The sequence below is a fragment of the Candidatus Nanosynsacchari sp. TM7_ANC_38.39_G1_1 genome (genome assembly GCF_004138385.1).
The window spans coordinates 1-24,179 of record NZ_PQNZ01000004.1; the positions used below are offsets into that span (position 1 = coordinate 1).

The following is a 24,179-nucleotide window of genomic DNA, read 5'->3' on the forward strand; positions in this document are numbered from 1 at the left end:
TAGGTGTATGCTATTATCGTGCGGGGTTATTGAAAACTCTGTTAAGTCGCCATCGGAGCGCGGGGTGCTAGTTTTAAATCCAAAACTCCTCATTGCATTCTTAAAAACAGTTTCACTTATATTTTCACAGCTTATTATAAACGCCTTTTATTTTGGTATAGTTATGCGGTTTACAGTTATTACGGTTCGTTGACTGAATCCTTTATTCTGAAATCTATTAGCCTCATAGGACCTTCTTCTTCCGGTGGTGTGAAGTCAAATACGAAAAACTTGCTTTCGCTAGCTTCGCTATCTTTTTGTATATTTCTATCTAATTCTTGACAAGCAGTTGAGTCAGACTCTGGGTCTAGGTTGTCTCTCATGACAAAGGAGGTCCCGATTCTTATTTTATGCGGTTGGGTTGGAAAAATGGTGAGATACAATACCTTTCCTTTTCCTTCTAAGTCACCTTCGCGTTCAACAGTTCTGGAGAACAATGGGTCTCCATTTAGCGATTCAGGATTGCCGCATTGGGTCAGAGCTACTAAAGTGTTATTTCCTCCTCTTTTAGCAAGCCATGCCATAGATTCTGGTATAGACCCCTGGGTAGGATCGACCGTCGTAAGTTCTAGAAATAGTTTCGTGACACGTTTTTGGAGATTTTCGCGGAAATTATTTAGTTCTTCGTTCTGAATGCGCTGCCCTAGCCCTAGCTCTGCACGATCCTCTTCGCTAACTAAGGATAGAGGGTTAAGAATGCCGTCTACCATACCCCTGAGTTTTTCAGCTATGCTGTCGGCAGCGGCTTTTTCGCTTCCGGCCTCGGCGACCGCGCTTTTCCAGTTTGGAAATTCAAATAATTTCTCTGCTCTTTCGCGCGAGATAAGCTGTTCAGGGTCTGGTAGAGGTTCTTGCTCTACCGGCTTGGCGGTTTCTACGGGTGTTGGCGTTGCTGCTTCAGGAGTTGGTCTCGGCACGGGTTTTGTGTCGGCTGTTGGGTCGGTTGGTCCTGCGGAGCCAGAGTTTTCAGCGGCGCAAGCTCCCGCGGCCAATAATCCTAGACCGATTCCTGCGGCCTTTAGTAGCTTACCGCGGCTAACCTCTTTATTGAGTAGACCCTCTAGTAGATTTGAACCTTTTACCATAAAACTTCAATCCCCTCCTTCGGGATTAGTGGCTTATGATGTCTATGCGACCCACCTCGCATTTGTAGTATTATTATACATCTTTATGGCGAAATAATCAAGCCGGCAGTGCTATTTTTCGCTAATCATCATCGTCGTCATCATCGCCGTCGTACAAATCGCCAGCAAATTTTTTGAGTACGTCGACGGCTTGGTCGGTCAAAGTTTGGCGGACGGTTGGCGTGCTGAGTACCTGAACGGCCATCTTGCGGGCATTTCGGCGCCGCTTGTTGAACCGCTTTATTAGGCTCTGGCGGGCGTCCGCTTCGCTGTTCGGCAAGCCCTTTTCACCGAGTTTCTTTTGCTCGGATCTGATGCTATCCTCAATAAGCTTGTCGAATTGCGCTCTGGTCATGGCATTCAGGTCGATTTCATTGAACATTATAGCTAGCGAGTTGGCGTTAGCATTAGCGATGGTGCTGGTTTTGATGCGGCCCTCGAGAATCTCGCGGAACGAGTGGTATTGCAAGCTTTCATCGCCGTTAAATTCGCCGTTAAGGATGGCTGGGAGACTCTTGTCGTTGAGAGCTGGCGCTGCCTGCATGAACTTAGTTTTGATGATGGCCTGCTCGACCGAGCGGCGGAAGTCGTAGTTGTAGCCGGTAGAGATTACGTTGCCGTGCTCATCAACTACTCTACCGGTTTGTTTAATAACACTCATCTTTTGGTCGTGCGAACCGACATTGAATATTTCGGCGATAGCCATATCGCGGACGTATTCGTCATGGGCGTCGAATGCATAGCTGCGGCCAGCGGCGTCGGTAACGCGTAATTGGGTAATTGGCTGGCCAGCGGCGTCGGTGCCTAACCTGCCGGTGGCCAAGGCCTCAATTTGCCCAGGGTCGAGCTTGAAGTGGTGCGCTAATTCGGTTTGCTGCGCAATCTTTTCACCGGCTTCTTTGCGCGATTTCGCGACGTATTCGGCTAGCACTGCCGATTGGCTGCCAATGCCAGCGGCGTATTCGCGGACTAGTTTGCCGTCGACTCGGACGGTGTTATCGAGCATCATAGTGTTGACTTCGCTGGCTAGTGCCTGTTCGGCGGCGCGTTTGGCACTGGCGGTTAGATTGGTCTCGATGTTAGCGCGTTTGATGTCGCGGGCGACGTGTAGCACATAATTTTGCGTTGGAATGTCGGCGCCGCGCAGGTTGACTACGTGTTCGCTTTGGTCTCCCTGGGCGATGATTTCGGCGTGCATCTTGCCGAGTTTTTCTTTGGCGCGGGCAGCGTCGAATTCGCTCTTCTTGACGCTTAATTCTAGCGCTTTATAGCCCGGGCTGGTTTGCACTAAGGTGTCCCAGCGGGCTTGCTGATCGTTGCTGATACGCTGTTTGTGCGCCTCGACGGTGCGGCGAGCGGTGTCGACTTCTTGGCCGGCGCGGGTTTCGCTGAATTCGTTTTGGACGCGGGTTTTGTCGATTTCGGCGAGTTGTTGGCGGTGCGTCAGATTTTGATGGCCGCGGTCGAAAGCGTTGTCAAGCTCGGATTTATGGATACTGGCCCGGCGTCGGCGTGCTTCAAGCGCCTGGCCGTGCGGCGTGGCGTAGAAGGTGTTGCCGATTTCTGATTTGCGGGCTTCGTTTTCGCCCTCGACTGTCTGGACAGAGCGTCGGCCGTAGCGGTCGTTATCCCATTCAGTGGCGTTGTTGCTGGCAGCGGCTTCGTAAGCGGCGGTTAAGCCTTTACGGCGCTGTGTCCGGCGATGTTGCCGCCGTACGGCCGAGTTGACAAAGTTAGCGCGGCTGCCGTGGGCTCTGTTGATGGCGCGGGCGGCTCTTTTTAGCTTCGGCGACCTTCTGAAGATACCTCTGTCGGTGTTGATTAGGCTCTTGCCAGCGCGATTTTTGGCAGCTTGGTAAGCAGCGCGTTCCTGCGCCCAGTTGCGGGTGCGATCAATGATACCGCGGTTCGGATTGTTGACGAATCCAGCGATTTTACCGAGCAAATTACCGCTGATATTGATAATAAGCGGCGTGACGGCAATCGGTGCGATCTGTGCGGCTAGTCCGACAATAATTCGGGTAATTGAGTCGCCAGCATTAGCGATGATAGCGTAGCCAGCTAGCTGTGATGCACCGAAAACAAACGATATAATCGGGAACATCAATAGCATAGTGGCAAATAGATCTTTCCATTTATCGAAGTACTTATTTGTTCTTGGTAATACGTAAGCAACGAAAGCTAGCGGCGCAACGATGATACACAGCGTGATTAGAGCTTGGCGCACGGCCAAAATAACCATTGCTACGATGGCCGCGACGATGGCGCCAACTAGCATCGTGGTCAGTAGTGTCAGCGACGGACCGATACCGCCGTTGGCAACAACTACCTTGCCAAGCACGCCGCCGCCAGCCAGAACTACTCCAGTGACGCCAGTCCACGACAACTCGTCGCCGAGACGACCGTAGCCGGACAAGCTATGTCTGACATCAGTGAAAAAATGCTGCAGTGACGAGCCGAGAACATTTGAAACATCGACCAGAGCTCCAGATATCCAATACGAAACGTTGACCAAAATAGCCCCAATGATTAAGCGCGGCAGCATTGATTTGATGCCATAGTTGCTCAGGCCTTGGTTGGTGATTTGCGCGTAAATAATCAGCAAAAACACCAGGACGAAACAGACATTAGAAACGTCGCGGACTTTTTGCCAGATTTCGTAAATCGGGTTGTTTTTGGTGGTATCGGTTTGCAGCGTGTGGACGATTAGGAAACTTTTGATGATGTCGAGTACGCCGTCCATCCGGTCAGCGATAAGCTGCGTAGCCGGGCAGACGAACCAGCCGACGTTAACTTTACAGTTGTCGCCGTCGTCATCGCTGTCTGCTTCTGGTGCGTTGGCGATAGATACTTTGGCTGATGAGGATTGCGTCGATGGATCGTATATACCGCTGCGCAAAAGATAGCTAACCGCCTGGCCTTCGGTGGCAGTTTTGGCATCGCCTTCGGTCAAGATGAGGTGGATACCTTCGTTGTCTTCGTATTTGTAGCCGTCGTAGCCAGTGATCGGCAGACTTTTGGTTTTTTCGCCGCTAGCAAACGACGTTTTGTCGATTCTGGTATAGGTGTGTTTCTGGTAAATAACGGTATCGTTTTTGGTGTTGCGTTCGGCATCGGCAGCCGCCGCTGGCCGCGATAGTGCTAGAACACTAGCAAATAATGCTATCGTTACTGCCGAGAGCACTAAAAATCCTTGCCGCAAGGATATCCTACCCTGCAGGCATGTTCTTACCCAATCCCGCATACTCTCATTTATTGTAGCACTTTTAGCATCAAAAGTCAATTAATAACACCAGAGACAGGCGTATCTGTCAAAATATTTGCATATTTATGATAGTGGCGCTATACTCAATGGTACGAGCATAAATAAATTGTACAATTATAATGAAACAGAAACTAACAATCCCAATAACCCGTATCGTTACTGTAGTTAGTGCGGCTAGTCTGCTGTTGTGGTTTTCTGCGCCGGTTTATGCGCTAGACTGTGCAGTGCTGCCAGATGAAATTTGTTCCAAGGCTGAGGATAGCGAGGCTATATTTGCTTTACTTAATTTTTTCTTGACGATACTGGTTGTTTTGGTCGGAATTGTGGCGATTGGTATGTTTATTTGGGCGGGTATCCTTTATGCTAGCGGCGATGCTAATAGTAACCGCGTTGCCCAAGCTAAAACGATTATGACTAATACGACCATTGGCATTATAGCGTTTGGTCTAATGTATCTAGCGCTGAACTGGCTAATTCCAGGGGGGATTTTCAACTGATGAAGCGTGTATTTTTGGCTTTGGCATTGGTATTGACGAGCGGGGTTGTTCTTTCGACTGCTATTTCGCCAGCCGCTTACGCCGAGGCTGATGCCTCGTGCGATGCTTATGTTGTTGCTATGCCTGCCTGGTATAACGGTATGATGACGAGAAGTTCTAGCGGCGACTGCGAGTTTGAAGGTTTGAAGTCAACTAGCGAGCCTGACAAGATTGATTTTAGCCGCACTGGGTTTAAAATAGGCGCTAATGTTGTACGCTGTCTCTTGATAGCGTCTATGTATGTAGCTATATTTTTCGTGATCAAAGGCGGCGTTGCCTATATATATAGTACTGGCTCGCCAGAAGGCGTCGCTGGCGCCAAAAAAACGGTGCAAAACGCGTTGATAGGCTTCGTAATAGCGATGCTTGCTGTACAAATTGTTAATGTTATAGGAGATATCATATGATTTGGCAAACGATTGTCCTCGCCGCACGCAAAATTGATACGGATAGCATCTTATATTTCCCAACCAAGACGGATAATGACGCTTTGCCAAGTATGATAAGGCTGGCCTACTTCTGGGCGACAGTTATTGCAGTTATTGTGCTGGTGATCGCCGGGTTTATTTATGCTACGTCACAAGGTGAACCTGGTAAGGTGGCTCAGGCTAAAAATGCTATGTTGTATACCGTTGTCGGCTTGATAGTTGTCTATATGTCAGCGGCAATAATAATGTTTGTTAACGGAGCTTTTCTATAATTATGCGTAGAATAGCCGTGTTAGCAATTGTAATTGCTGGAATCGTGTCGATGTTAGTTATGCCAACGGTGGCTCGAGCAGCTCAATTGCATGGCGCCTGTGATAAAGGCCTCTATGGTGGCGAGGACTGCGACCTCGTTAAACATAACGAGATAGACAATTCGCACTCGACTATTTCTACGCCTATTAGCTGGGCATTTTGGCTGCTGGCAGCAATAGCGGTGATTATGATTATTGTTGGCGGCATTAAGTATGTTACTTCGCAGGGCAACCAACAACAATTGCAATCAGCTAAAAGTACTATTTTGTATGCCGTTGTCGGACTATTGGTGGCTATAGCCGCTAGGGCGATTGTGCAGCTGGTTGTTGATAGTTTGTATGGTTAGAAAGGAGCAATTATGAAAAAGAACATACTAATAGCAGCGTCGATTGTAGCATTGGGTGCGGTAATGATAGCTTTGACCGGAGTGCCAGTAGAGGCCGCATCTTGCGGTAGTGCCAAACAATGTATAGACCAGGGATTGACAGCATCGGGAGCTAGCGGTACCCCTGGAGATCTCAGTACTATATTGACGACGGTTACAAATATTCTCTTGTTTCTGATGGGTGCCGTATCGGTGATTATGATCATTATTGGCGGTTTTCGCTATGTTACCTCGCAGGGCGACCAGACTCAAATGCAATCGGCTAAAAATACTATTTTGTACGCTGTTATCGGTGTGGTAGTGTCGATAGCTGCTTATGCGATTGTTAGTTTTGTTGTTGCTCAGTTTGTCTGATTCGGTTTCACTACCCGTTACTACCTCGTAATGAAGTGTAAAAGCAATCCCAATTATTTACCAAATGTTGTATAATAATCTGTATAAGATCAATAAATCATACAGAAAGGATCGATCGTATGAGAATTAAATTAAATAAAGACAGTATTTTCGGCTTGCTGGTAGTGCCTGCGCTGGTATTGTCGGTAGCTGGCGTGATGCTTCAGCCGGCGCCAGCGTTTGCTGCTCCGACGAAATCCTCAGGAAGAGTTGAAGAGAAATCGTTAAATATATCAGGCGGGGCTGGGGCTGCCAAAGGTGATGACCAATCAGCCTGTCTGTTTGGCAATGAAAACGGTTGTGATCAGGGTCAGACGCCTATTTTCCGTATTGTCACTAACGTTTTGCTATTTATCATCGGTGCCGTGTCGGTAATCATGTTGATCATTGGCGGTTTTCGCTACGTCACCTCGCAGGGCGACCAGACCCAGGTGCAGTCGGCCAAGAATACCATCTTGTATTCAATAGTTGGTATTGTAGTGGCAATTCTAGCTTACGCGGCAGTCAACTTCGTGATCTCTAGCTTCGTCAAGTCAGAATAGTACCTGTTGCTTTCAAAGCATAATAACCGCGCTTAAATTGGCGCGGTTATTTTATATGTTTCGCTTTCTCCCGCCGGTACGCTAGTTTTTGGTTTATGCAACAAAAAACCCGCTTGCGCTTGCTTGCGGGTTATTTTATCTAATTTTCCCTGCTCTATTGGATAGCGATCTTCTTGGCTTGTTCTTGCTTGACCTTGGTGAAGCTAATCGTCAGGACGCCATCCTTGAGCACTGCCGAAACTTCGTCTTCTTTGACAGCTACTGGTAGTGCTAGCGTGCGGCTAAATTCGCCCCAATAACATTCCTGGATATGCCAACGCGAAACGGCGGTGTCGTCGCCGCTCGATAGTGTGCCGCTGATGGTCAAGATACCGTCAGAGATACTAACATCGAGGTCTTCCTTGTTGACGCCAGCGGTACGAGCCTTAATCACTAGCAATTCGTCAGTCTCGTAGACGTCAACGGCTAGCTGGCCCGGAAAGTCTTCTTCCTGCTCTTGCCAGGCGCTATCATCAGCCTGCTGCTGAGGTGCCGCTGCGGCTGGCGAGTTATTGTCGTTCGTTAAACTGTCATCGTTGAGAAATGCTGCAGCCAGCTCGTCTCCGATCAACAGATCGTCATCTTGTTTACGTGCCATTGATGTCCTCCACTATTCTCGTTGGCTGATTGAAATTTATACTATCATTATAGACTATGCATAGCGTATAATCAACTGTATAAACCATAAGAGTGTAAAAAACACAATGATGATTTCCCTGTTCGATATACTAGCGCCCCACTACTGTTGTTCTTGCGGTGAAATTGGCAGGATTATTTGTGATAATTGTAAAAATAACATCATCTCGCGAGCTTCGCGGCGGTGCTTGCTGTGCGCGAAAACTATTCGTAATTCCAGCGGTTTATGCCAGCGCTGCCAGCCGAGAGCGCCTTTTAAAAATGCTTGGTATGTTGGCGAACGAAGCGGCGCTTTGAAGCTGTTGATTGGTGCTTATAAATTCGAACGAGTTGGCGGTGCTTATCGCGAGATTGTTGATTTGCTAGATACGCGCGTATCAGAATTACCTGTCGAGACAATTGTGGTGCCAGTGCCGACGATTGCGTCGCACGTTCGCCAGCGCGGTTTCGATCACGCAGCGAGGTTAGCCAAGGAGTTTGCTAGGCGCCGAAAGCTCCCTTATCGTACGATACTGCATCGACGAACCTCATCAGTCCAGCATACTGCCGATAAGAGCGAGCGCTGGCAGCAAGCGAAGCAGGCTTTTGTTTGCGACAGCTCAGAGGCTGCTAGCTGTTTATTGATCGATGATATTTACACTACTGGAGCGACATTGCATTATGCTGCCAAAGCTCTGCTGGCTAGCGGATTCGAAAAGGTGTCGGTGGCGATAGTAGCGCGGCAGCCTACCCAGGGTAGCTAATCTCTGATATAATGGGTTCGCTGGAGAGGTGACCGAGTGGTTGATGGTACTGGTCTTGAAAACCAGCGTGGGGCAACTCACCGCGGGTTCGAATCCCGCCCTCTCCGCCAAGAAAATGCCTTATTTACTTTTATAAAAATGAAATTATTTTAGCGGCTGGAGGCGCCATAGCCGCCAGTAGTAGTACCGCTGCCGCCAATACCGCTACCTGATGGGCTAGGTATAAAATTGCCGATGACGAAATTAACGGCCGCGTAGGCCAGAATTGCCACGATTATACCGACTAGCGCATAAAGGATGGTGTTTTTGGCTGATTGAACTTTCGAGGCGTCGCCGCCAGATACGATATATTTTAGCCCGCCGATGATGAGCATGATTACAGCAACGGCGCCAACGATGAATAGTAAGACACTACTCACTCGTGAAAATACGCCAGACTCGCCGAATAAGGTGGTTGGCTGGTCGGCACCGCGCGCCGAACTAGCGCCGTCTGCAATTGAGCCGATAGCTGCTACCGGCAGCGGCGACAGCGCAGCAATAGCGATGGTGATTGAAGCTAGGATTCTAATGATAATATTAGTGCTTTTCATAATGATTTTTGAAGTCCTTCTAATTATTAGTATACATGGTTATCATCAAAAATCTATGCAGCAATGGTAAAATATGCTAAACTGGTAGCGATTGGAGCTTTACTATTGGTGATAGCTTCGTTCGGAGGAGTACCCAAGTGGCTGAAGGGGACGGTTTGCTAAATCGTTAGTACGGGGAGACCTGTAGCGGGAGTTCGAATCTCCCCTCCTCCGCCAAGAAAAGTAGAGGCCGTTTGTTGTCCTCTATTTTTTTGTGGTAATCACTGCAGCCATGATATAATGCGGTTATGCAAGACGACTCATCGCAAGATTGGCAAAAACCAGCAGAGACAGCTTCTGGGGCGCCTTTTCAAGCGGCTGTTTCAGAAGCAGAGTTAAATACGAGTGCAGAATCGACCCAGCCGGCTTCAGTTGATGCCGAGGCGGCAGATTCAACTGCTCCAACTGGTCTTAATTCAGTAGAGAGCGATACTTCAGCATTTGGCGATGATGCAACGCCAGCGGTCGAGCCTGACGATAGCGAAATTCTTGTGCGCTGGCAAGGTCCAGAACATCTCTATAGCGAGCGTTCAATGATGTGGTATGCAGCTTTGGCGCTAGCGACGCTCATAATGATGGCGATTGCTTATTTTGCGTTTAATTCGCTGACATTCACTATTTTGTTGCCAGTGATGGCGGTGGCGCTGGGTGTGTACGCGCATCGGCCGCCAGAGATTATTGATTATACCTTGACCCGCAAGGGTCTGTATGTTCGCGACCGGCTAATGCTGTATGATCAGTTTAAATCGTTTGATGTTGTCACTATCAATAATGTTCATCATATTGCGCTAATTCCGCGCAAGCGCTTCCAACTAGGGCAGAATATTTACTTCCCTGAGGAATCAGGCGAGAAAATTGTCGACATGCTAGCGGCGCGCCTGCCGATGAAAGAAGTCAAGCCAGATTTTATCGATAGGATACTAGCCAAGCTTCACTTGTGAAAAGTGTTTGAGTATGCTATTATCAGCTAGTTAGCACCCGTAGCTCAGCTGGATAGAGCGTTGGTTTGCGGTACCAGAGGTCGTGCGTTCGAATCGCGCCGGGTGTACCATGTGTTTTTATACGAGCCTGGATCGGATGGTTCGTGTCTGATGATTGAGAGTGTCTACCCTGCTGGGCGGACGCTTTTCGTTTGGCGGACAGTTGCTATGCTGCTGATGTTTGTGATTAAATAGAAGTATGACTAATGAGGAATTATCCAATCAGATACAAAAACTAAGTGATATCGTTGCCAATTTGGCGAAAACGATGAACGAACGGTTTGAGCAAATTGACAGACGCTTTGCTCAGATTGATAAGCGCTTTGAGCAGATAGACAAGCGCTTTGAGCAAATTGATGAACAGCTCGCCGATATTCGCAACGACCATAAAACGTTGGTTGATATCGTGAAAGATATGGATTTGCGAATGGATAAGGGCTTCAATGAGCTAAAAGCTGAAGACGGCAAAATTCATGCCGAGATTGCTAGTCTGCGACTTGAACTTTACCACGAATCTGGCAGCCGCGAGCTGGTGGACGATACTTTGTATGGTTCGTTAGACAAGCGCTTGCGCCGACTAGAGGCAAAGTTTCCTGATTTGGCGTCGAGCCAAGCGGTGTGATATTTGGCGGAGAGACAGGGATTCGAACCCTGGGTACGATTGCTCGCACACACGCGTTCCAGGCGTGCACCTTCAACCACTCGGTCACCTCTCCTTCGCTTACAATTCTACCAGAAAACGCCAGAAATATGAATTGCGCTTCACTCTGTGCCTGACTAATTAAAAATGTAGTATTTTACACAATCTTCATCGGTTGATTTATTAAACGTCACTTGTCTATAATAGATTAATATGACAGCGCGAAAGACAGCAAGGCCGATAATTCAACTTAAAAAACTTACAAAAATATACGGTATAGGCGACGCGGCGCACGATGCGCTTGATGAGATTGATCTTACCATCCGCGAGGGCGAATTTATCGCTGTGATGGGGCCGTCCGGCTGCGGCAAGACGACTTTGCTTAATATCATTGGTTTTTTGGATCGGCCTGACCAGGGCGAATATCTGTTCGAAGAACATTCGACCGCTCGCCTATCAGAGCGTCAGTACGCCAAAATTCGCTCTAACAAGATTGGTATCGTTTTCCAGAGTTTTAATTTGATTAATCGCTTGACGGTGCTGGAAAACGTTGCTTTGCCGCTGATTTACAAAGGTGTACCGCGCGTCAAGCGTCTGGAAATGGCTAGTAGCATTCTAAAGTCGTTCCATTTGCAGGAGCGCGAATATTACATGCCGTGGCAGCTATCGGGCGGTCAGATGCAGCGCGTGGCGATTGCGCGGGCTTTAGTGAATAAACCGAGCATCATTCTAGCCGACGAGCCGACCGGCAACCTTGATAGCCGCTCTAGCCACGTTATTATGGAGGAACTGGCTAACTTGCACAAAAAAGGCAACACTATCGTCATGGTGACTCACAACCCGAATCTGACTAGCTATGCTAGCCGCGTGATTAACATGCTTGACGGCAAGGTTGCTAGCGATCGCCGCGTGACGGTTGAAGCGCATACCGAATCAAAGGAGGTGGCAATCCCACTGCATAAATCAGACGCTTCTAAAGACAAGAATGATGCGGACGCCAAGGATGCTAAGGATAAGGACACTAAAAAAGCCAAAGAAGCTATCAAAGATAAGCCTAAAAAGACAGCCAAAAAGAGCGAGGACGACGAAAAATGAGGTTAATGACAGTTGAACACATCACCGATGCTTATCAAACATTGCGGCGCAGCCGCGCGCGTACGGTACTGACCGCGCTGGGTATTGCTATCGGCGTGGCTAGCGTGACGTGTATTTTGGCGATTAGCGACGGTGCTCGCGGAATGATTTCTAACCAAGTTAATACCTATGACGGCAAGCTAATGATCGTCCGTCCAGGCGCGCAGACGCGCGATTTGAATGCCTATCTCAACCCAGCTGGGCAGCAGTTATTCGGTACTAGCTCGTTGACCGAGGCTGATATCGAGGCTGCTAAGTCAATTGACGGTATTGACGCAGTGGTGCCGCTAATGATTTTGAATGCTACCGCTAAAACCTCTCGAGCTGAGGTGGCTAATAATGTTGTACTTTCTACTACTCCTGCGTTTATCAAGACGGCAGATATCAAAATGAACGCCGGCCAGTTCCTCGGTGAAGAAACTGACGATTCAGCGGTGGTGATCGGCAGCGAACTATCAACTAAACTATTCAATACCGATCGTTCGGTTGGCCAGATGTTCACGATGTACGGCCAGCAGTTTACGGTTATCGGCGTTGTTAAGACTGGCGCTAACCCAGTTAACTATAATACCGTTGATTATGGTAATGCGATTTTTGTCTCTTATAATCAAGGCAAATTGCTGCACAAAGGCAGTACGCAGATTCAACAAATTAACGTTCTGGCAAAGGACAAGAATAACATCTCTTCCATTAAAGACCAGCTGAAGGAGAAAATTCTCAAACAACACCTAGGAGAAGCAAACTTTACTATCCTAAATGGTGCTGATATTGGCCGGCCGACTGGCGAATTGTTTAGTGCCTTAACAGCGGTGATGGCGGCCATTGCAGCGATTTCGCTGGTAGTGGGCGGCGTCGGTATCATGAATATCATGCTGGTTGGCGTGGCTGAGCGCACCCGCGAAATCGGCATCCGTAAAGCAGTTGGTGCTAGCCAGCGGACAATTATCGGGCAATTTTTAGTCGAGTCGCTGATGATTAGCCTGCTGGGCGGCACTTGCGGTTATCTGGTTGGTTGTTTGTTAGCTGTGATTATTAGTTCGCAAATGAGCTTTGGGCCGACAATGACCTGGTCGACGGCGATTGCGGCGTTGTTGATGGCGGTTGGATCTGGCGTAATCTTCGGTACTTACCCTGCCCTGAAAGCGGCGCGCAAGAATACTATTGAATCGCTGCGGCAATACCACTAGAGCCCTAATTTCTACCGATAGACGATAAATAAAATAGACAGCGCTTATTCTGTCTATTTTATTTTTACTTATCTCCACGCGCGTTTATTTTTCGAGGGCTTTTTTGAACTTTTCAATTAAGTTAACCTGGGTCGGGTCGACATTATTGAGAATTGCCACGTAAATACTGGCAAAATCTGCTAAAATACAACCCCACAGCATCTGCTGTAGCGGTGTTTTGCCTGCGAGCGGTACCACGTTTGATTTTGGGCGTTTGCCAGATAGCATCTGATCGCTGAGCGAGAAGCGTTTGAGGATGCGCGGGTGTTCGAGATCGCTTAGCAAATCAAATACCGCGAAAGGCTTCTCGACCGGGTGGCTAGTCCAGCCAATAAATTCGTTGTGGCTGAATTCTGGCAAATAGTTGCAGAATGCAACGTTTTTAGCATTTTCGTTCCAACTAATTTTCCACTTATAAGCTAGCGGCGCCATCAAACTACCGCCGTAGAAAACCGGCGTTTTGCCGACAGCGATTAAGGCCAGCTGCTTGGCGTAGTTTTGCTTGGTCGGTACATCTTTGGTCCAGAGCGCGCTTTCTTTCTCTAGCCAAGTGCTAATAGCTGCTAGTTCGTCAATGTAGGTGCGGTCAATCAACTTGAAGGCATTAAGCACTTCAAATAGCGCTCGCAGCGAATAAATAACGGCCATGCGCGGCTGGCAATCTTTGGGAATGAGTGCTGATAGGATATGTTCTCGTTGAGCAATCTCGTTAAGTTCTCCGCCAGTAGCAATGATAGCAATTTGGCAGCCGTGTTCAATCGCCTGCTTGAGGCATGATAGAGTTTCCTCGGTGTTACCAGAGTGGCTGCTAGCGATAACTAAGGTATTGTGATCGGCGTAATGCGGCAAACCGTAGTCCTTGACGACGTTGAACGGAATTGATAGCGTGTCGTTGAGCAGCGACTTAGCGAGGTCGGCCGCTAGCGCCGAGCCGCCCATGCCAGCGACGATGATGTTGCGCAGTTCGCGGCCGTCGTGCTCGGCATCGCGCAGTTGGCAGTCAAAATTTGCCTGTTGATAGAGTTTAGCTGCAACTTCGAGAGCACCTCCGTTGTCTCTTTGCTTCAAAATATTAGAGTCATCTAGCATGTAAAATCACCTTTCTCTTGCGATATTTCCTATAACTATGATACAGTATATACTAAATAAAGCATAAAAGTAATGAAGAGGGTGGGCACATGGATATAAAACCGCAAACAACGCAGCCAATTAGCGACGATCAGGATCTCGCTAAGGTTTTGGCTGGCGTAAGTAACGGCGCGAGCGCAACGAGCGCACAACCAGCAGCACAATTGCCGCCGCTGCCTGATTTGCCGCCAGAGCCAGCGCCGGAGCCGGAACCAGTTGCACAGCTAAAACCGGCTAAAACATCAGCTACAGTTACGCCAGTTGCTGACAACGATCTTGATAATGTCAAGAACGAAGCCATCAAAGAGCTTCGACCGCTGGTAGATAAGCTCAACATCTCTGCTGAAGAAAAATTTGACACTTATCTGCTATTGATTCGCTCGACGGACGACAAAACCTTGATTGCGCCAGCGCATGAGGCCGCCAAAAATATTGCTGATGAATCTCGCCGCGCTCAGGCTTTGCTTGATGTCATTAAAGAGATTGATTTCTTATCAAACCCGCAGCCGTAATAGATTTTCTCTGTTAATCACGCGATAACACCTCCGTAAGCCCTCCTCGGAGGTGTTATACTATAGTTATGACTATTCGTTTTGCAACTGATGATGAAATCAACCGCTGGGATAATCTAGTGGTTCGTAATAGCGATCGCGGCAATATGCTGCAAGGGTCGGTCTTTTTAAATTTGAAACGGCTGGCTAACTGGCGGCCACGTTTTATTATCTGCGGCGAGTTAGCGATTGGTGTTATCGAAAAGCATATTCCCCTGTTCGGCAAAGTGTGGTATATCCCGAAAGGTCCGGGCGTAGCAACCGCTAGCGAGTTAGCCTTGGTAGTGCCAGTGCTGCGCGATTTTGCTCGCCAGCAGGGCGTTTTTACTATCAAAATTGAGCCGGAATTATTGCGTGGTACTGACGTTTCAATGATTGAACTGTTGCCTACTCAACCGATTCAGTACAATGCTTCGACTGTGGTGGTTGATTTACATAGCGATATTGATACGATTCTCAAGAATCTGCCGCAAAAGGGCCGCCACGCTATTCGCCGCGCTGATCGCGACGGTGTTATCATCAAGCGGGTGCCGGTCAATGATGAAACTTGCCAGGCGATGTATGATTTGTTCAAAGAAACGGCCGATGGCGCTGGCTTTACGATTCGTTCGCCGCAATACTACCGTGAATTCTACCAGCGATATGCTGATGCCGGTCAAGGTCAGCTATTTTTTGCCTATTGTCAAGATCAGCTGGTGGCTGGTGCTTTTGCGGTGATTCTGGGTACTAAAAGTACTTACAAAGATGGCGCTTCGGTTCGCAAGCGTACGGCCTACGGTGCTAGTCACCGCCTGCAATGGGAAGTAATCAAATGGGCTAAAGAGCATGGCTCGCTCGAACACGACCTCTGCGGTACGCCAGCTTCCGATGAAATGAGTAACCCGAATCATCCGCGCTATGGCTTGGGGCGCTTCAAAACTAGCTTCAATAAGCATATCACTGACTATATTGGCGCTTTCGAGATTCCAGTTTCGCCTATTAAGTCGCGGCTTTGGAGCAAATATATCGAACGATTAGTGCGCCGATTATACTTCGCCCGGCATCATGAATCATACTATTAGGCCACTTAGAAGCATTCTCAGCCCTAATCGTCGCTACTTAGCTTTAATATTCAAAATTGCTTGCCGCACTGTTTCGATTTCGTTCCAAGGGTGAGCTCCGTCGGCGCGTTCAATAGTTTTTTCGTGTCCTTTACCTAGGAATATAACAGTATCTTTTGAGCTGGATACTCGCGAGACGGCGAAATTAATGGCCGCAGTGCGGTCTGGCACTAGGAAGAGATTTTCCTCGCGTTTTTTGCCAGCTTTTTCAGCGCCCGAGGCGATTTGCGATAGTATGGCATTGCCATCGATATCACGATCGTCTTCCTCGGTTAAGACAATCTCATCGGCGTATTTGCCAGCGATTTCGCCCTGGATGGCGCGTTTAGCTTCGTCGCGGCGGCCAGCCGAGCCGAACAATACCACTAGCTTGCCCTTCGTTGTGTTTCTAACATCATTTAGCAACCGTTCAAACGAGTCTGGCGTGTGCGCAAAATCGACAATCGCCGAGAACGGCTGTTCAGCGTCGACCACTGTCATGCGGCCTTCTACGCCCGCTAAAGCGGCAATTCCGCGCTCAATTTGGGTTTTAGTTAAGCCAACCTCGCGGCCAACAGCCGCCGCCGCTAGGCTGTTATAAACATTGAACTCGCCTGGGATATTGACATGAATATGGTAAGAATCGCCATCAATTAACGCTGTGTAATCACTGCCGTGGGCGCTCAAATTGATATCTTGCGCCCGCCAATCGCCAGATTTGAGGCCGTAGCTGACCGATTGTTTGACGGCCTGGCGAAAAGTTTCAGCAGACGGATCGTCGGCGTTAATGATACCGACGCGGCTGGCTAGTTTAAATAGTTTGGTCTTAGCAGCTAAATAGCGCTCAAAAGTTCTGTGATAGTCGAGGTGTTCGTGCGTAACGTTAGTCATGACGGCGATCTCGATTGGTACGCCAAAGGTACGGTGCTGGGCTAGCGCGTGGCTAGTCACTTCCAAAACTACCCATTCGACATTTTGTTTCTTGAATTCCGCTAATCGTTTTTGTAGCAGCGGCGCTGAAACTGTTGTCATATGAGCAACTTGCGGCGTAATATCATTGCCGACACCGTAAGCGACAGTAGTCATCAACCCTGCTTTGAGGCCAGCCTCAGTCAGCATTTTGTGGATCATGAAGCAGGTCGAGGTTTTGCCGTTGGTGCCAGTCACGCCGATGACGCGCATATTGTGCGCTGGATAACCAGCTTTGGTAGCAGCGGCAGTAGCTGTCAATAGATGATAAGTTGGCTCAATTGATTGGTATAAACTAGCGGGAATGGCCTTTTTCAAAGTTTTCTTGAGTGAATTCATACCGATATTATAGCATCGACCTCTTGGCGGTGGTACAATTAAGTAGATGAAGGTTTTGGGAATTGAGTCAAGCTGCGATGAAACCGCGGCAGCCGTAGTTGAGGACGGTTTTCGGATGTTGTCAAATGTGGTGCAGTCGCAAATTGATATTCACGCGCATTTTGGCGGCGTGGTGCCCGAAATCGCAGCGCGCAGCCATATCGAGGCTATCGGCCCAGTCGTCGACGAAGCTCTCGCTCAAGCGAACTGCACTTGGGACGACATTGATGCTATCGCCGTGACCTACGCGCCAGGTTTAATTGGTTCGCTGCTGGTTGGTTCGCTAGCAGCGCGAACGTTAGCGATTTTACATCGCAAACTGCTTTACCCGGTGCATCACGTCGAGGGACATGTCTACGCCAATTTTATTACCGAGCAAGCACCCGGGCCTGTTCAGCTTGCCTTGCCAAAATTCCAGCCGCGCTTTCCTCTTTTGGCCTTGATTGTTTCTGGTGGACACACGCAGTTGGTGCTCTTTCGCGACCACGGTGATTATCAACTGCTGGGGCAAACCCAAGACGACGCTGTCGGCGAAGCTTTTGACAAGGTGGCCAAAATTCTCGGCTTGCCCTACCCTGGCGGCCCGTCGATTGCGCGCGCGGCTGAGTCGGGTAATCCTGATAGATACCATTTACCCAAAGCTAAGCTCGATAATCCGTATAATTTTTCGTTCTCAGGCCTCAAGACAGCTGTTTTAAGGGCCGTGCAGCGCGAAGTAGGCAAAGACTTCACTTTTCCATCGCATGAGCTCCCAGGGCTTGTCACGAGCTTGCAGCAGCACGATTTTGCAGCTAGCTTCCAGAAAGTAGCCGTCGAAACGCTAGTTGAGCGTACCTTGCGGGCCTTTCAGGACTTTCGACCGCAATCGGTGGTAATTGCTGGCGGCGTAGCTGCTAATCAAGAACTGCGCCGCCAACTGCGCCAGAAACTACCGATTAACATTGAGTACGCGCCGATTCAGCTGTGTACTGATAATGCGGCAATGATTGCGGCGCTAGGTTATCAGCAAGCTCGACTGAGTACTCCAGCCGATCCGTATACTCTCGAGGTAGTCCCTAGCCTGTCAATGTCCAAAACCGCCTGGAATAAGACCGGAGCGTTGTAAATGCCACAACTATTTACCTCTGTTGATAATGATGGATTGATCGATATTTTGAATGGCGGCGGTATTGGCGTACTGCCTACTGACACAGTTTATGGTCTTGTAGCACGGGCCGCTGATCCAGCAGCGATCCAAAAAATGTACGACACCAAGAAGCGCACTAGCCAACCAGGAACGCTAATCGCTAGTTCAATTAATGATTTGGCGAAATTAGGACTAGACTCTAGCCAATTATCGTTAGCAGCCAAGTTTTGGCCTGGTCAAATTAGCGTTGTTATTAATGCCGATAATGTCGCTACTTATCTCAAGCAAACGCGAGATAACTTAGCCGTGCGTATTCCCGATGACCCTTCGCTGTCGCGGCTTTTAGCGCAAACTGGACCATTGATGACTACTAGCGCTAATGTGCCAGGCCGGCCAATTTCGTCGACAATTACTGAAGCTAAAGCCTATTTTGGCGACAAGGTCGATTTTTATGTCGATAGCGGCACTATAACTAATAATCAGCCGTCAACTATTATCGGCCTCGATGAGCATGCAAATATCATTATATTTCGCCACGGGGCTGTTGATATAGATCGGTTATTTACCAAGTAATTTTTTGGTGCTGCGGATAGCTCTTTTAGCTAGCGGTAATCCATGCCGCCAAACTGGGTAGAATGGACTCATCGGATAATCATAAGTACCAGCTAATTTATTCTCATGGCTAGCGAAGCCGTGCTTGAAGTTGCTAACACCGTCGTTGAGCAGGCCGTTCATGTCGTAACGCTTAATTCCCTGCCGCTTACATTCTGCGATAGCGTGCCATTTCAGCGCGTAGTTAGCGCGCAAGGCTTGGCCGCGATCATTCATACCGCCGTATAGCTCAAATGAGGTTTCGCGGCTCGTCGCCAGCCAAAGAAATGATATCGGGCGATTGTCTTCGTAAGCAGCAAAAATCTGCGAGTTCTCCCCTAGTTTGTCATGAATATCGTAATAGTACTGGTCGTCGTGCAGAGCGAATTTAGCGCGTTTAGCAGTTTGGCGGTAGATTTCGAGGCAAGCAGCGATGTCTTGGTGCGTTTTTACCGGTTTGATATCAAGTCCAGCTCGGCCGGATTTACGAATATACTGGCGGGTTTTTTTGGTCATCGCGGCCAATAGTTCGTCGGTTGTATGAGTCAAATCCAAAATCAAAGTACGCGATAGCAGAATATTGTTTGGCGATTGGCGCCAACCTTTGGCGCGTAGCGGATGTTCAGTATCTGGCTCAATAGTTAGCACAGCGCATGGCAGCTTATGCTTAACGTAATTAACAATTGCCGCCAAAACATCGTCTTCCCTGCCTTGTTTGTAAACTGGCCCGCGCGGAATGTAGCATAATTGATTAAGCGGTTTAGGCAGGTTTCTCAGTAATATTTGCGCAGCGCCAATTGTTTCGTTGCCGTCAACTATAGTAATTCGCTGAACATGCCAATTGTGAGCCGCTTTTACTTCTCCCCATCCCCAAAGCTGCAGCGGGTGCCCGCCAAACTTAGCAACAGTCTTGTCCCAGGCAGCTTTTTCGTCGCATAGTATTGTATCAATCATATGTTTAGTATACATCGTTTGTGCTATAATAGGATAGAACACAAACACGTGGAATAAAAAACAGCAAGAGGTGAGGAATAGCAAACTGTGGAATTGCTATGCTTGGTTATTTTGCTAATTTTCACGTGAAATGAATCGAGAATGAAATGAGCTTAGCTAAAACTTATACTCCGAACGAATATGAACCGTCAATTTACGCCTTGTGGGAGGAATCTGGCGTATTTAAACCGAAAGGGCAGGGCCAGCCGTACGCGATTGTGATGCCGCCGCCAAATGCTAACGGCAATTTGCATGTCGGGCACGCTTTAGGGTCGGCAATTCAAGATATTTTAGTACGTTATCACCGTATGCAAGGCTATGATGCTGTATATATACCGGGGGCTGACCATGCTGGCTTTGAAACTTGGGTAGTTTACGAGCGCGAGCTAGAAAAGCACGGCCAGACGCGCTTTGACTTCAACCGCGAAGAATTATACGCGCAGGTATGGGATTTCGTAGCTAAACGCCGCGGCGATATGGAATTACAACTGCGGGCGATTGGCGTGGGCGCTGATTGGGACGATTTGGTATTCACGCTCGACGATAAAGTTATCAAAACTGTCTACGATACTTTTGAAAAGATGTGGCAGGACGGCTATATTTATAGGGGCGAACGCATTGTCAATTACTGTACGCAGCACCAGACGAGTTTTTCGGACTACGAGGTTGTTCACAAAAATGAAAAAGGGAAGTTGTGGGAAATCGCTTATCCGCTAATCGATAAAGTCGGCGAAATTGTTATCGCTACGACGCGTCCCGAGACGATGTTTGGCGACGTAGCCGTAGCGGTCAATCCAAACGACGAGCGCTACAAAGACCTTGTCGGCTGCAAAGCGCTGCTGCCGATTGTCAAGCGCGAAATTCCCATCATCGCTGACGATTATGTCGATCCAGCTTATGGCACTGGTATGGTGAAAATTACACCAGCACACGACCCGAATGACTTTGAGGTAGGCAAGCGCCACAATTTAGAATTAGTTCAAGTAATTGATTTTGACGGCAAGATGATCAATGTGCCGGGTCAATTTGTCGGCATGACGGCGCTAGAAGCTCGTAAACGCGTTTTAGCAGCGCTCGAAATAGACGAATTGCTGCGCGGCGAAAAAGACATCGAACACCAGGTTGGACATTGCTACAAATGCGGTTCGGTCATCGAGCCGCTTGCCAAAGAGCAATGGTTCGTCAAAATGCGCCAATTGGCCGATAACGCTATCGCGACGATTGAGCGCAAGGAAGTGACGTTTACCCCTGAAAATAAAGGCGATGTTGTCATTAAATACCTCAAAGATATCAAAGATTGGAATATCAGCCGCCAGATACCGTGGGGCATTCCGATTCCAATGTTTCAGTCCAAGACCAATCTAGACGATTGGCGCTACAGCACAGAAGTCGATAAGAAAGAAATCGTTGTAGATGGTACAACGTATCGCCGCGAGGAGGATACGCTTGATACTTGGTTCAGTAGCGGCCAGTGGCCGTATATCACTACCGATTATTTGGATGCTGGCAAACTGGCCAAGTATTATCCGAATACCGTCATGGAGACAGCAGGCGATATTTTGTTTGCATGGGTAGCGCGGATGATTATGCTGGGCCTATATCGGACTGGCCAGGTGCCGTTCAAGCATGTGTACTTGCATGGTTTAGTGCTTGATGAAAAGGGTATCAAGATGAGCAAAAGCAAGGGCAATGTCATCAATCCGATGGAGACAGTGGCGAAATATGGCTCGGATGCGCTACGTATGGGTATTATTGCTAGCCGCAGTGCTGCCCAGCCGCAAGCGTTTAATACTGGCAAGGTAGTAGCAGCTCGTAATTTCTGCAACAAGCTGTGGAATATTGCTCGCTATACTGAAAATTTGGTTGGCGACCGCACGCCAACGGTCAGCCCGCAACTACAATCGCTGGCTGACCACTGGATTGCTCGCCAACTAGACGAGGCAGCACAGTCGCTAGATCGGCAGATTGCGACCTATCATTTCGCTGAGGCTGGCGAGACGATTTATCACACCGTTTGGGATGATGTAGCCGACTGGTATATCGAGGCTAGCAAAGTTGAGCAAAATATCGACATGAACGCGTATGTTTTAGACACAATTTTGCGGTTAACGCACCCATTCGCGCCGTTCTTGACCGAAACAATTTGGCAGGCTTTGCCGTGGCACGATACGATCTTGGCTAGCGAAACTATGCCAGACCGCCTAGAGTACGACGATATCGCTGCTGCTGCATTCGGCCGCTTGAAAGATTTAGTATCAGAAGCACGCTACGTAGTTAGCGAACTGCCGGGCAACAAACGTTACGGTTTGCTCTATATGGACGATTCGCTGGTGGCTGATAATGCCGATTTGATCAAGAAATTGGCACATGCTACTTCGGTCGAACATGTTGAGCAGGCTAGAGGATTACGCCTGGCGGCTAGCGGACGCGATGCATGGCTAGATATCGATGATGAGACGCTTTATGAACATCAGACCAACCTAGAGAAGCGCTTGGCTGAGGAACGCCAGCACGTACAGATGCTGGAATCGCGGTTAGCTAATAAAAACTATGCAGCCAAAGCGCCGGCAGCCTTGGTCGAAGAGTCACGCAAGGCGCTGCGCGAAAAACAAGAACTAATTACCCGGCTACAGAACGAGCTGCAAGTTGTGTCGAACAAGTAAAAGCTAGTCGATAACTGGCAAATTTGCGTTATCAAAAGCGTGCCGGCCGCCTTCTTCTAATAAGGCTAAAATATTTTTGTGGTGATGGCGGCGATCTGGCGAAATGCTAGGCGATTGGTAGCGAAAACTGTTGCTGAGCATGCCTTCTGAGAGATTATGCTCGGAATGAGTGTGCTGCATTCGCGACTCGTTGATAGTTCGCAAATCTTGCGAGCTGAGCTTTTGCATGGAATAATCATGCGTCAAACTGATATCAATAGCATGCCCGAAATGCCCGTCGTGGACAGCAACGCCGCTAGCTATCAGCAGACTAAGTGCGGCGAATAAGGTGTTAATGATGTGAGTAAAATATGTCATAACTATGTTTGTTTTAAGGTATTGTGCTTACAAATATAGCACAAGTATGATAAAAAGTCAATAGTATGTCATAAAAATAAGATTATAAGTTAGTCTGAGGCAGTGTTCGGACGGTTCATAAACAGATTACCGCTAGGTTTTAGCGCGCAGGTTGGCCATCTACTGGTGATGATATTTGCTGCCGCGAACAATCTCTTGAGCCCGGTATAGCTGCTCGGCGAGGATCAATCGCACCAACTGATGCGGAAAGACTAGCGGTGATAGCGACCAAACCAGGTTAGCGCGCTGTGTCAGTGCTGCGCTGACACCAAAGGCGCCGCCGATAACTATCGTGATATTTTTACCTTGCGCAAAGAGCTCGTTTAGCTGGCGCGATAGGGCAGGCGAGTCAAACATCTGGCCGCGTTCGTCGAGCAGAATTATGAAATCTTGGGGGTGTAAACGCGCTAAAATTCGCTCAGACTCCTCTTGGAGGGCCTGCTGGCCATCTAGCTTGCTATGCGGTATCAATTGCCACTCAAAGCTCCAAGGCTGCTTGCAGCGCGTTTGGTAGCGTTTGATGCCGCCTGAGACCCAATCCTCATGCTTTTTACCAACGGCGACAACAGTGATCATATGGCAATCAAGCGCTCTTTGATACTGTTGGCGATATTATCGAGCCGTTCGTCTGAAATATCGACAGGGTAGTCGTGATGGAGCTGCAAGGTGTCGCGGTCATACAGCGGCACTAGATGGATATGGGCGTGCGGTACGTCGAGGCCTTCAACGACTACGCCGACGCGCAGGGGGTTGAGTTCGGCCTGGATAGCCTGAGCGATATTTTTGGCAGTTTGCCATAGGTGAGCGTAAGTCTCGTTGTCGAGGTCCCAAATCAAATCAATCTGTTCTTTGGGTACTACTAGCACATGCCCGTCGCTGAGCGGGTTGATATCGAGAAAGGCAATAACATCATCGTCTTCGTAAACTTTGCGGCAGGGAATTTCGCCTTTGATAATTTTGGTAAAAATTGAATCGTCCATAATTACTCCTTGTTTATCATAGTTTTTAGTTTATCAGACGCGTAGTACAGCACGGAAGCCCCCTGCTTGACAGAAAAGGTCAATCCTAGATTCAAGAGACCTTTTATATCTTTATCGGCAGTTTGGCGAGAGATGGCGTTTAATTCTGCGTGCGAGGAGATGGTAGCGTAATGGCTATCGTCGGATATTAGATAGTATATAATTTGTTTTTGTCGGTCATTAAGGTTTTTGATAGAGTGAAGTTTCTTGGTTATAGCGCTATTTTCTTCATCGG

At 48.4% G+C, this 24,179-nt stretch carries 28 protein-coding genes and 4 tRNA genes; 20 read left to right on the plus strand and 12 right to left on the minus strand.

The window, feature by feature from the left end; translation table 11 throughout:
- Nucleotides 1-179: 179 nt before the first annotated feature.
- Both G1ANC_RS00535 and G1ANC_RS00540 read right to left on the minus strand, forming a co-directional pair.
- Nucleotides 180-1,124, minus strand: a complete 945-nt coding sequence (locus G1ANC_RS00535) for a hypothetical protein (RefSeq protein ID WP_129693095.1) — start codon at nucleotides 1,122-1,124, stop codon at nucleotides 180-182.
- 121 nt (nucleotides 1,125-1,245) lie between these two features.
- A complete protein-coding gene (locus G1ANC_RS00540; RefSeq protein WP_129693096.1) occupies nucleotides 1,246-4,407 on the minus strand; it encodes a hypothetical protein in 3,162 nt (1,053 codons plus the stop codon).
- A gap of 140 nt (nucleotides 4,408-4,547) precedes the next feature.
- Here G1ANC_RS00540 and G1ANC_RS00545 point away from each other — a divergent pair, with 140 nt between their 5' ends.
- The 6 genes from G1ANC_RS00545 (at nucleotide 4,548) to G1ANC_RS00570 (ending at nucleotide 7,024) form a co-directional block, all read left to right on the plus strand.
- Nucleotides 4,548-4,925 carry a hypothetical protein gene (locus tag G1ANC_RS00545; RefSeq protein ID WP_129693097.1) on the plus strand — a complete coding sequence of 126 codons (378 nt, stop codon included), beginning with the start codon at nucleotides 4,548-4,550 and terminating at the stop codon, nucleotides 4,923-4,925.
- The gene (locus tag G1ANC_RS00550) at nucleotides 4,925-5,371 is read left to right on the plus strand and encodes a hypothetical protein (protein WP_129693098.1); all 447 of its coding nucleotides are present in this window, start codon (nucleotides 4,925-4,927) and stop codon (nucleotides 5,369-5,371) included. Before G1ANC_RS00545 ends, G1ANC_RS00550 begins: the two co-directional genes overlap by 1 nt.
- Nucleotides 5,368-5,664, plus strand: coding sequence for a hypothetical protein (locus G1ANC_RS00555; protein WP_129693099.1), 297 nt, complete (start codon nucleotides 5,368-5,370; stop codon nucleotides 5,662-5,664). Before G1ANC_RS00550 ends, G1ANC_RS00555 begins: the two co-directional genes overlap by 4 nt.
- A 2-nt stretch (nucleotides 5,665-5,666) precedes the next feature.
- Complete coding sequence (locus G1ANC_RS00560; protein ID WP_129693100.1) at nucleotides 5,667-6,050, plus strand: pilin; 384 nt, start codon at nucleotides 5,667-5,669, stop codon at nucleotides 6,048-6,050.
- Nucleotides 6,051-6,062: 12 nt separating this feature from the next.
- Nucleotides 6,063-6,443, plus strand: coding sequence for a pilin (locus G1ANC_RS00565; protein ID WP_129693101.1), 381 nt, complete (start codon nucleotides 6,063-6,065; stop codon nucleotides 6,441-6,443).
- Nucleotides 6,444-6,562: 119 nt separating this feature from the next.
- A complete protein-coding gene (locus G1ANC_RS00570) occupies nucleotides 6,563-7,024 on the plus strand; it encodes a pilin (RefSeq protein ID WP_206660690.1) in 462 nt (153 codons plus the stop codon).
- A 154-nt stretch (nucleotides 7,025-7,178) separates the two neighbouring features.
- On the opposite strand, the gene G1ANC_RS00575 is transcribed toward G1ANC_RS00570, so the two are convergent.
- Nucleotides 7,179-7,661 (minus strand): Hsp20/alpha crystallin family protein, encoded by a 483-nt coding sequence (locus G1ANC_RS00575; protein ID WP_129693102.1) that lies wholly within the window; start codon nucleotides 7,659-7,661, stop codon nucleotides 7,179-7,181.
- 106 nt (nucleotides 7,662-7,767) lie between these two features.
- On the opposite strand from G1ANC_RS00575, the gene G1ANC_RS00580 reads away from it, so the two are divergent.
- On the plus strand, nucleotides 7,768-8,442 hold the full coding sequence (locus tag G1ANC_RS00580; RefSeq protein WP_129693103.1) for a ComF family protein: 675 nt from the start codon (nucleotides 7,768-7,770) through the stop codon (nucleotides 8,440-8,442).
- 22 nt (nucleotides 8,443-8,464) lie between these two features.
- Nucleotides 8,465-8,552 (plus strand) — tRNA-Ser (locus G1ANC_RS00585).
- A 39-nt stretch (nucleotides 8,553-8,591) separates the two neighbouring features.
- Here G1ANC_RS00585 and G1ANC_RS00590 read toward each other — a convergent pair.
- A complete protein-coding gene (locus tag G1ANC_RS00590) occupies nucleotides 8,592-9,032 on the minus strand; it encodes a hypothetical protein (protein ID WP_129693104.1) in 441 nt (146 codons plus the stop codon).
- 123 nt (nucleotides 9,033-9,155) lie between these two features.
- On the opposite strand from G1ANC_RS00590, the gene G1ANC_RS00595 reads away from it, so the two are divergent.
- From G1ANC_RS00595 to G1ANC_RS00610, 5 genes are all read left to right on the plus strand, one after another.
- A tRNA-Ser gene (locus tag G1ANC_RS00595) sits at nucleotides 9,156-9,248 on the plus strand.
- Between the two features lie 71 nt (nucleotides 9,249-9,319).
- Nucleotides 9,320-10,012, plus strand: a complete 693-nt coding sequence (locus G1ANC_RS00600; protein WP_129693105.1) for a hypothetical protein — start codon at nucleotides 9,320-9,322, stop codon at nucleotides 10,010-10,012.
- Nucleotides 10,013-10,045: 33 nt separating this feature from the next.
- A tRNA-Arg gene (locus G1ANC_RS00605) sits at nucleotides 10,046-10,122 on the plus strand.
- A 1-nt stretch (nucleotide 10,123) separates the two neighbouring features.
- Nucleotides 10,124-10,246: a hypothetical protein gene (locus tag G1ANC_RS04200; RefSeq protein WP_256371593.1), complete on the plus strand. Its 123-nt coding sequence runs from the start codon at nucleotides 10,124-10,126 to the stop codon at nucleotides 10,244-10,246.
- A gap of 4 nt (nucleotides 10,247-10,250) precedes the next feature.
- Nucleotides 10,251-10,673, plus strand: coding sequence for a hypothetical protein (locus G1ANC_RS00610; protein ID WP_129693106.1), 423 nt, complete (start codon nucleotides 10,251-10,253; stop codon nucleotides 10,671-10,673).
- A gap of 4 nt (nucleotides 10,674-10,677) precedes the next feature.
- Here the strand turns inward: G1ANC_RS00610 and G1ANC_RS00615 are convergent.
- Nucleotides 10,678-10,767, minus strand: a tRNA-Ser gene (locus tag G1ANC_RS00615).
- Nucleotides 10,768-10,904: 137 nt separating this feature from the next.
- On the opposite strand from G1ANC_RS00615, the gene G1ANC_RS00620 reads away from it, so the two are divergent.
- Together G1ANC_RS00620 and G1ANC_RS00625 are read left to right on the plus strand one after the other, a co-directional pair.
- On the plus strand, nucleotides 10,905-11,786 hold the full coding sequence (locus G1ANC_RS00620) for an ABC transporter ATP-binding protein (protein ID WP_129693107.1): 882 nt from the start codon (nucleotides 10,905-10,907) through the stop codon (nucleotides 11,784-11,786).
- A 5-nt stretch (nucleotides 11,787-11,791) separates the two neighbouring features.
- The gene (locus G1ANC_RS00625) at nucleotides 11,792-13,012 is read left to right on the plus strand and encodes an ABC transporter permease (RefSeq protein WP_164997947.1); all 1,221 of its coding nucleotides are present in this window, start codon (nucleotides 11,792-11,794) and stop codon (nucleotides 13,010-13,012) included.
- Between the two features lie 84 nt (nucleotides 13,013-13,096).
- Here the strand turns inward: G1ANC_RS00625 and G1ANC_RS00630 are convergent, their stop codons facing one another.
- On the minus strand, nucleotides 13,097-14,140 hold the full coding sequence (locus G1ANC_RS00630; protein ID WP_129693109.1) for a bifunctional phosphoglucose/phosphomannose isomerase: 1,044 nt from the start codon (nucleotides 14,138-14,140) through the stop codon (nucleotides 13,097-13,099).
- A gap of 89 nt (nucleotides 14,141-14,229) precedes the next feature.
- Between G1ANC_RS00630 and G1ANC_RS00635 the strand changes: the two genes are divergently transcribed.
- Nucleotides 14,230-14,691, plus strand: coding sequence for a hypothetical protein (locus G1ANC_RS00635; protein WP_129693110.1), 462 nt, complete (start codon nucleotides 14,230-14,232; stop codon nucleotides 14,689-14,691).
- Between the two features lie 68 nt (nucleotides 14,692-14,759).
- A complete protein-coding gene (locus G1ANC_RS00640; RefSeq protein WP_129693111.1) occupies nucleotides 14,760-15,791 on the plus strand; it encodes a peptidoglycan bridge formation glycyltransferase FemA/FemB family protein in 1,032 nt (343 codons plus the stop codon).
- A 33-nt stretch (nucleotides 15,792-15,824) separates the two neighbouring features.
- On the opposite strand, the gene G1ANC_RS00645 is transcribed toward G1ANC_RS00640, so the two are convergent.
- On the minus strand, nucleotides 15,825-17,117 hold the full coding sequence (locus tag G1ANC_RS00645; RefSeq protein ID WP_129693112.1) for a Mur ligase family protein: 1,293 nt from the start codon (nucleotides 17,115-17,117) through the stop codon (nucleotides 15,825-15,827).
- A 46-nt stretch (nucleotides 17,118-17,163) separates the two neighbouring features.
- Here G1ANC_RS00645 and tsaD point away from each other — a divergent pair, with 46 nt between their 5' ends.
- A complete protein-coding gene (gene tsaD / locus G1ANC_RS00650) occupies nucleotides 17,164-18,261 on the plus strand; it encodes a tRNA (adenosine(37)-N6)-threonylcarbamoyltransferase complex transferase subunit TsaD (RefSeq protein ID WP_129693113.1) in 1,098 nt (365 codons plus the stop codon).
- Nucleotides 18,262-18,855: an L-threonylcarbamoyladenylate synthase gene (locus tag G1ANC_RS00655; RefSeq protein WP_129693114.1), complete on the plus strand. Its 594-nt coding sequence runs from the start codon at nucleotides 18,262-18,264 to the stop codon at nucleotides 18,853-18,855.
- On the opposite strand, the gene G1ANC_RS00660 is transcribed toward G1ANC_RS00655, so the two are convergent.
- Entirely contained in the window at nucleotides 18,841-19,827 is a 987-nt protein-coding gene (locus G1ANC_RS00660; RefSeq protein WP_129693115.1) for a peptidoglycan bridge formation glycyltransferase FemA/FemB family protein, read from the minus strand. The genes G1ANC_RS00655 and G1ANC_RS00660 overlap by 15 nt on opposite strands.
- Nucleotides 19,828-19,973: 146 nt before the next feature.
- Here G1ANC_RS00660 and G1ANC_RS00665 point away from each other — a divergent pair, with 146 nt between their 5' ends.
- The gene (locus G1ANC_RS00665; protein WP_129693116.1) at nucleotides 19,974-22,529 is read left to right on the plus strand and encodes a valine--tRNA ligase; all 2,556 of its coding nucleotides are present in this window, start codon (nucleotides 19,974-19,976) and stop codon (nucleotides 22,527-22,529) included.
- Between the two features lie 3 nt (nucleotides 22,530-22,532).
- Here the strand turns inward: G1ANC_RS00665 and G1ANC_RS00670 are convergent, their stop codons facing one another.
- The 4 genes from G1ANC_RS00670 to G1ANC_RS00685 all read right to left on the minus strand — a co-directional run.
- Nucleotides 22,533-22,886, minus strand: a complete 354-nt coding sequence (locus tag G1ANC_RS00670; protein ID WP_129693117.1) for a hypothetical protein — start codon at nucleotides 22,884-22,886, stop codon at nucleotides 22,533-22,535.
- A 159-nt stretch (nucleotides 22,887-23,045) separates the two neighbouring features.
- A complete protein-coding gene (locus G1ANC_RS00675; protein ID WP_129693118.1) occupies nucleotides 23,046-23,501 on the minus strand; it encodes a 23S rRNA (pseudouridine(1915)-N(3))-methyltransferase RlmH in 456 nt (151 codons plus the stop codon).
- Complete coding sequence (locus G1ANC_RS00680; RefSeq protein WP_129693119.1) at nucleotides 23,498-23,905, minus strand: HIT family protein; 408 nt, start codon at nucleotides 23,903-23,905, stop codon at nucleotides 23,498-23,500. The genes G1ANC_RS00675 and G1ANC_RS00680 overlap by 4 nt, the downstream gene beginning before the upstream one ends.
- A gap of 2 nt (nucleotides 23,906-23,907) precedes the next feature.
- Nucleotides 23,908-24,179 (minus strand): HTH domain-containing protein (locus tag G1ANC_RS00685; RefSeq protein ID WP_129693120.1); only part of this gene is annotated, 272 nt, incomplete at its 5' end.

Excerpts from the sequence above, each read along its gene's own strand:
- G1ANC_RS00625 (WP_164997947.1), top strand. The coding sequence starts at position 11,792 with ATGACAGTTGAACACATCACCGATGCTTATCAAACATTGCGGCGCAGC.
- G1ANC_RS00555 (WP_129693099.1), top strand. The coding sequence starts at position 5,368 with ATGATTTGGCAAACGATTGTCCTCGCCGCACGCAAAATTGATACGGAT.
- G1ANC_RS00635 (WP_129693110.1), top strand. The coding sequence starts at position 14,230 with ATGGATATAAAACCGCAAACAACGCAGCCAATTAGCGACGATCAGGAT.
- G1ANC_RS00610 (WP_129693106.1), top strand. The coding sequence starts at position 10,251 with ATGACTAATGAGGAATTATCCAATCAGATACAAAAACTAAGTGATATC.
- G1ANC_RS00570 (WP_206660690.1), top strand. The coding sequence starts at position 6,563 with ATGAGAATTAAATTAAATAAAGACAGTATTTTCGGCTTGCTGGTAGTG.
- G1ANC_RS00670 (WP_129693117.1), bottom strand. The coding sequence starts at position 22,886 with ATGACATATTTTACTCACATCATTAACACCTTATTCGCCGCACTTAGT.
- G1ANC_RS00680 (WP_129693119.1), bottom strand. The coding sequence starts at position 23,905 with ATGGACGATTCAATTTTTACCAAAATTATCAAAGGCGAAATTCCCTGC.
- G1ANC_RS00645 (WP_129693112.1), bottom strand. The coding sequence starts at position 17,117 with ATGAATTCACTCAAGAAAACTTTGAAAAAGGCCATTCCCGCTAGTTTA.
- G1ANC_RS00550 (WP_129693098.1), top strand. The coding sequence starts at position 4,925 with ATGAAGCGTGTATTTTTGGCTTTGGCATTGGTATTGACGAGCGGGGTT.
- G1ANC_RS00590 (WP_129693104.1), bottom strand. The coding sequence starts at position 9,032 with ATGAAAAGCACTAATATTATCATTAGAATCCTAGCTTCAATCACCATC.
- G1ANC_RS00545 (WP_129693097.1), top strand. The coding sequence starts at position 4,548 with ATGAAACAGAAACTAACAATCCCAATAACCCGTATCGTTACTGTAGTT.
- G1ANC_RS00535 (WP_129693095.1), bottom strand. The coding sequence starts at position 1,124 with ATGGTAAAAGGTTCAAATCTACTAGAGGGTCTACTCAATAAAGAGGTT.
- G1ANC_RS00565 (WP_129693101.1), top strand. The coding sequence starts at position 6,063 with ATGAAAAAGAACATACTAATAGCAGCGTCGATTGTAGCATTGGGTGCG.
- G1ANC_RS00575 (WP_129693102.1), bottom strand. The coding sequence starts at position 7,661 with ATGGCACGTAAACAAGATGACGATCTGTTGATCGGAGACGAGCTGGCT.
- G1ANC_RS00640 (WP_129693111.1), top strand. The coding sequence starts at position 14,760 with ATGACTATTCGTTTTGCAACTGATGATGAAATCAACCGCTGGGATAAT.
- G1ANC_RS00660 (WP_129693115.1), bottom strand. The coding sequence starts at position 19,827 with ATGATTGATACAATACTATGCGACGAAAAAGCTGCCTGGGACAAGACT.
- G1ANC_RS00600 (WP_129693105.1), top strand. The coding sequence starts at position 9,320 with ATGCAAGACGACTCATCGCAAGATTGGCAAAAACCAGCAGAGACAGCT.
- G1ANC_RS00580 (WP_129693103.1), top strand. The coding sequence starts at position 7,768 with ATGATGATTTCCCTGTTCGATATACTAGCGCCCCACTACTGTTGTTCT.
- G1ANC_RS00540 (WP_129693096.1), bottom strand. The coding sequence starts at position 4,407 with ATGCGGGATTGGGTAAGAACATGCCTGCAGGGTAGGATATCCTTGCGG.
- G1ANC_RS00620 (WP_129693107.1), top strand. The coding sequence starts at position 10,905 with ATGACAGCGCGAAAGACAGCAAGGCCGATAATTCAACTTAAAAAACTT.
- G1ANC_RS00630 (WP_129693109.1), bottom strand. The coding sequence starts at position 14,140 with ATGCTAGATGACTCTAATATTTTGAAGCAAAGAGACAACGGAGGTGCT.
- G1ANC_RS00560 (WP_129693100.1), top strand. The coding sequence starts at position 5,667 with ATGCGTAGAATAGCCGTGTTAGCAATTGTAATTGCTGGAATCGTGTCG.
- G1ANC_RS00675 (WP_129693118.1), bottom strand. The coding sequence starts at position 23,501 with ATGATCACTGTTGTCGCCGTTGGTAAAAAGCATGAGGATTGGGTCTCA.
- G1ANC_RS00665 (WP_129693116.1), top strand. The coding sequence starts at position 19,974 with ATGAGCTTAGCTAAAACTTATACTCCGAACGAATATGAACCGTCAATT.
- G1ANC_RS00655 (WP_129693114.1), top strand. The coding sequence starts at position 18,262 with ATGCCACAACTATTTACCTCTGTTGATAATGATGGATTGATCGATATT.
- tsaD (WP_129693113.1), top strand. The coding sequence starts at position 17,164 with ATGAAGGTTTTGGGAATTGAGTCAAGCTGCGATGAAACCGCGGCAGCC.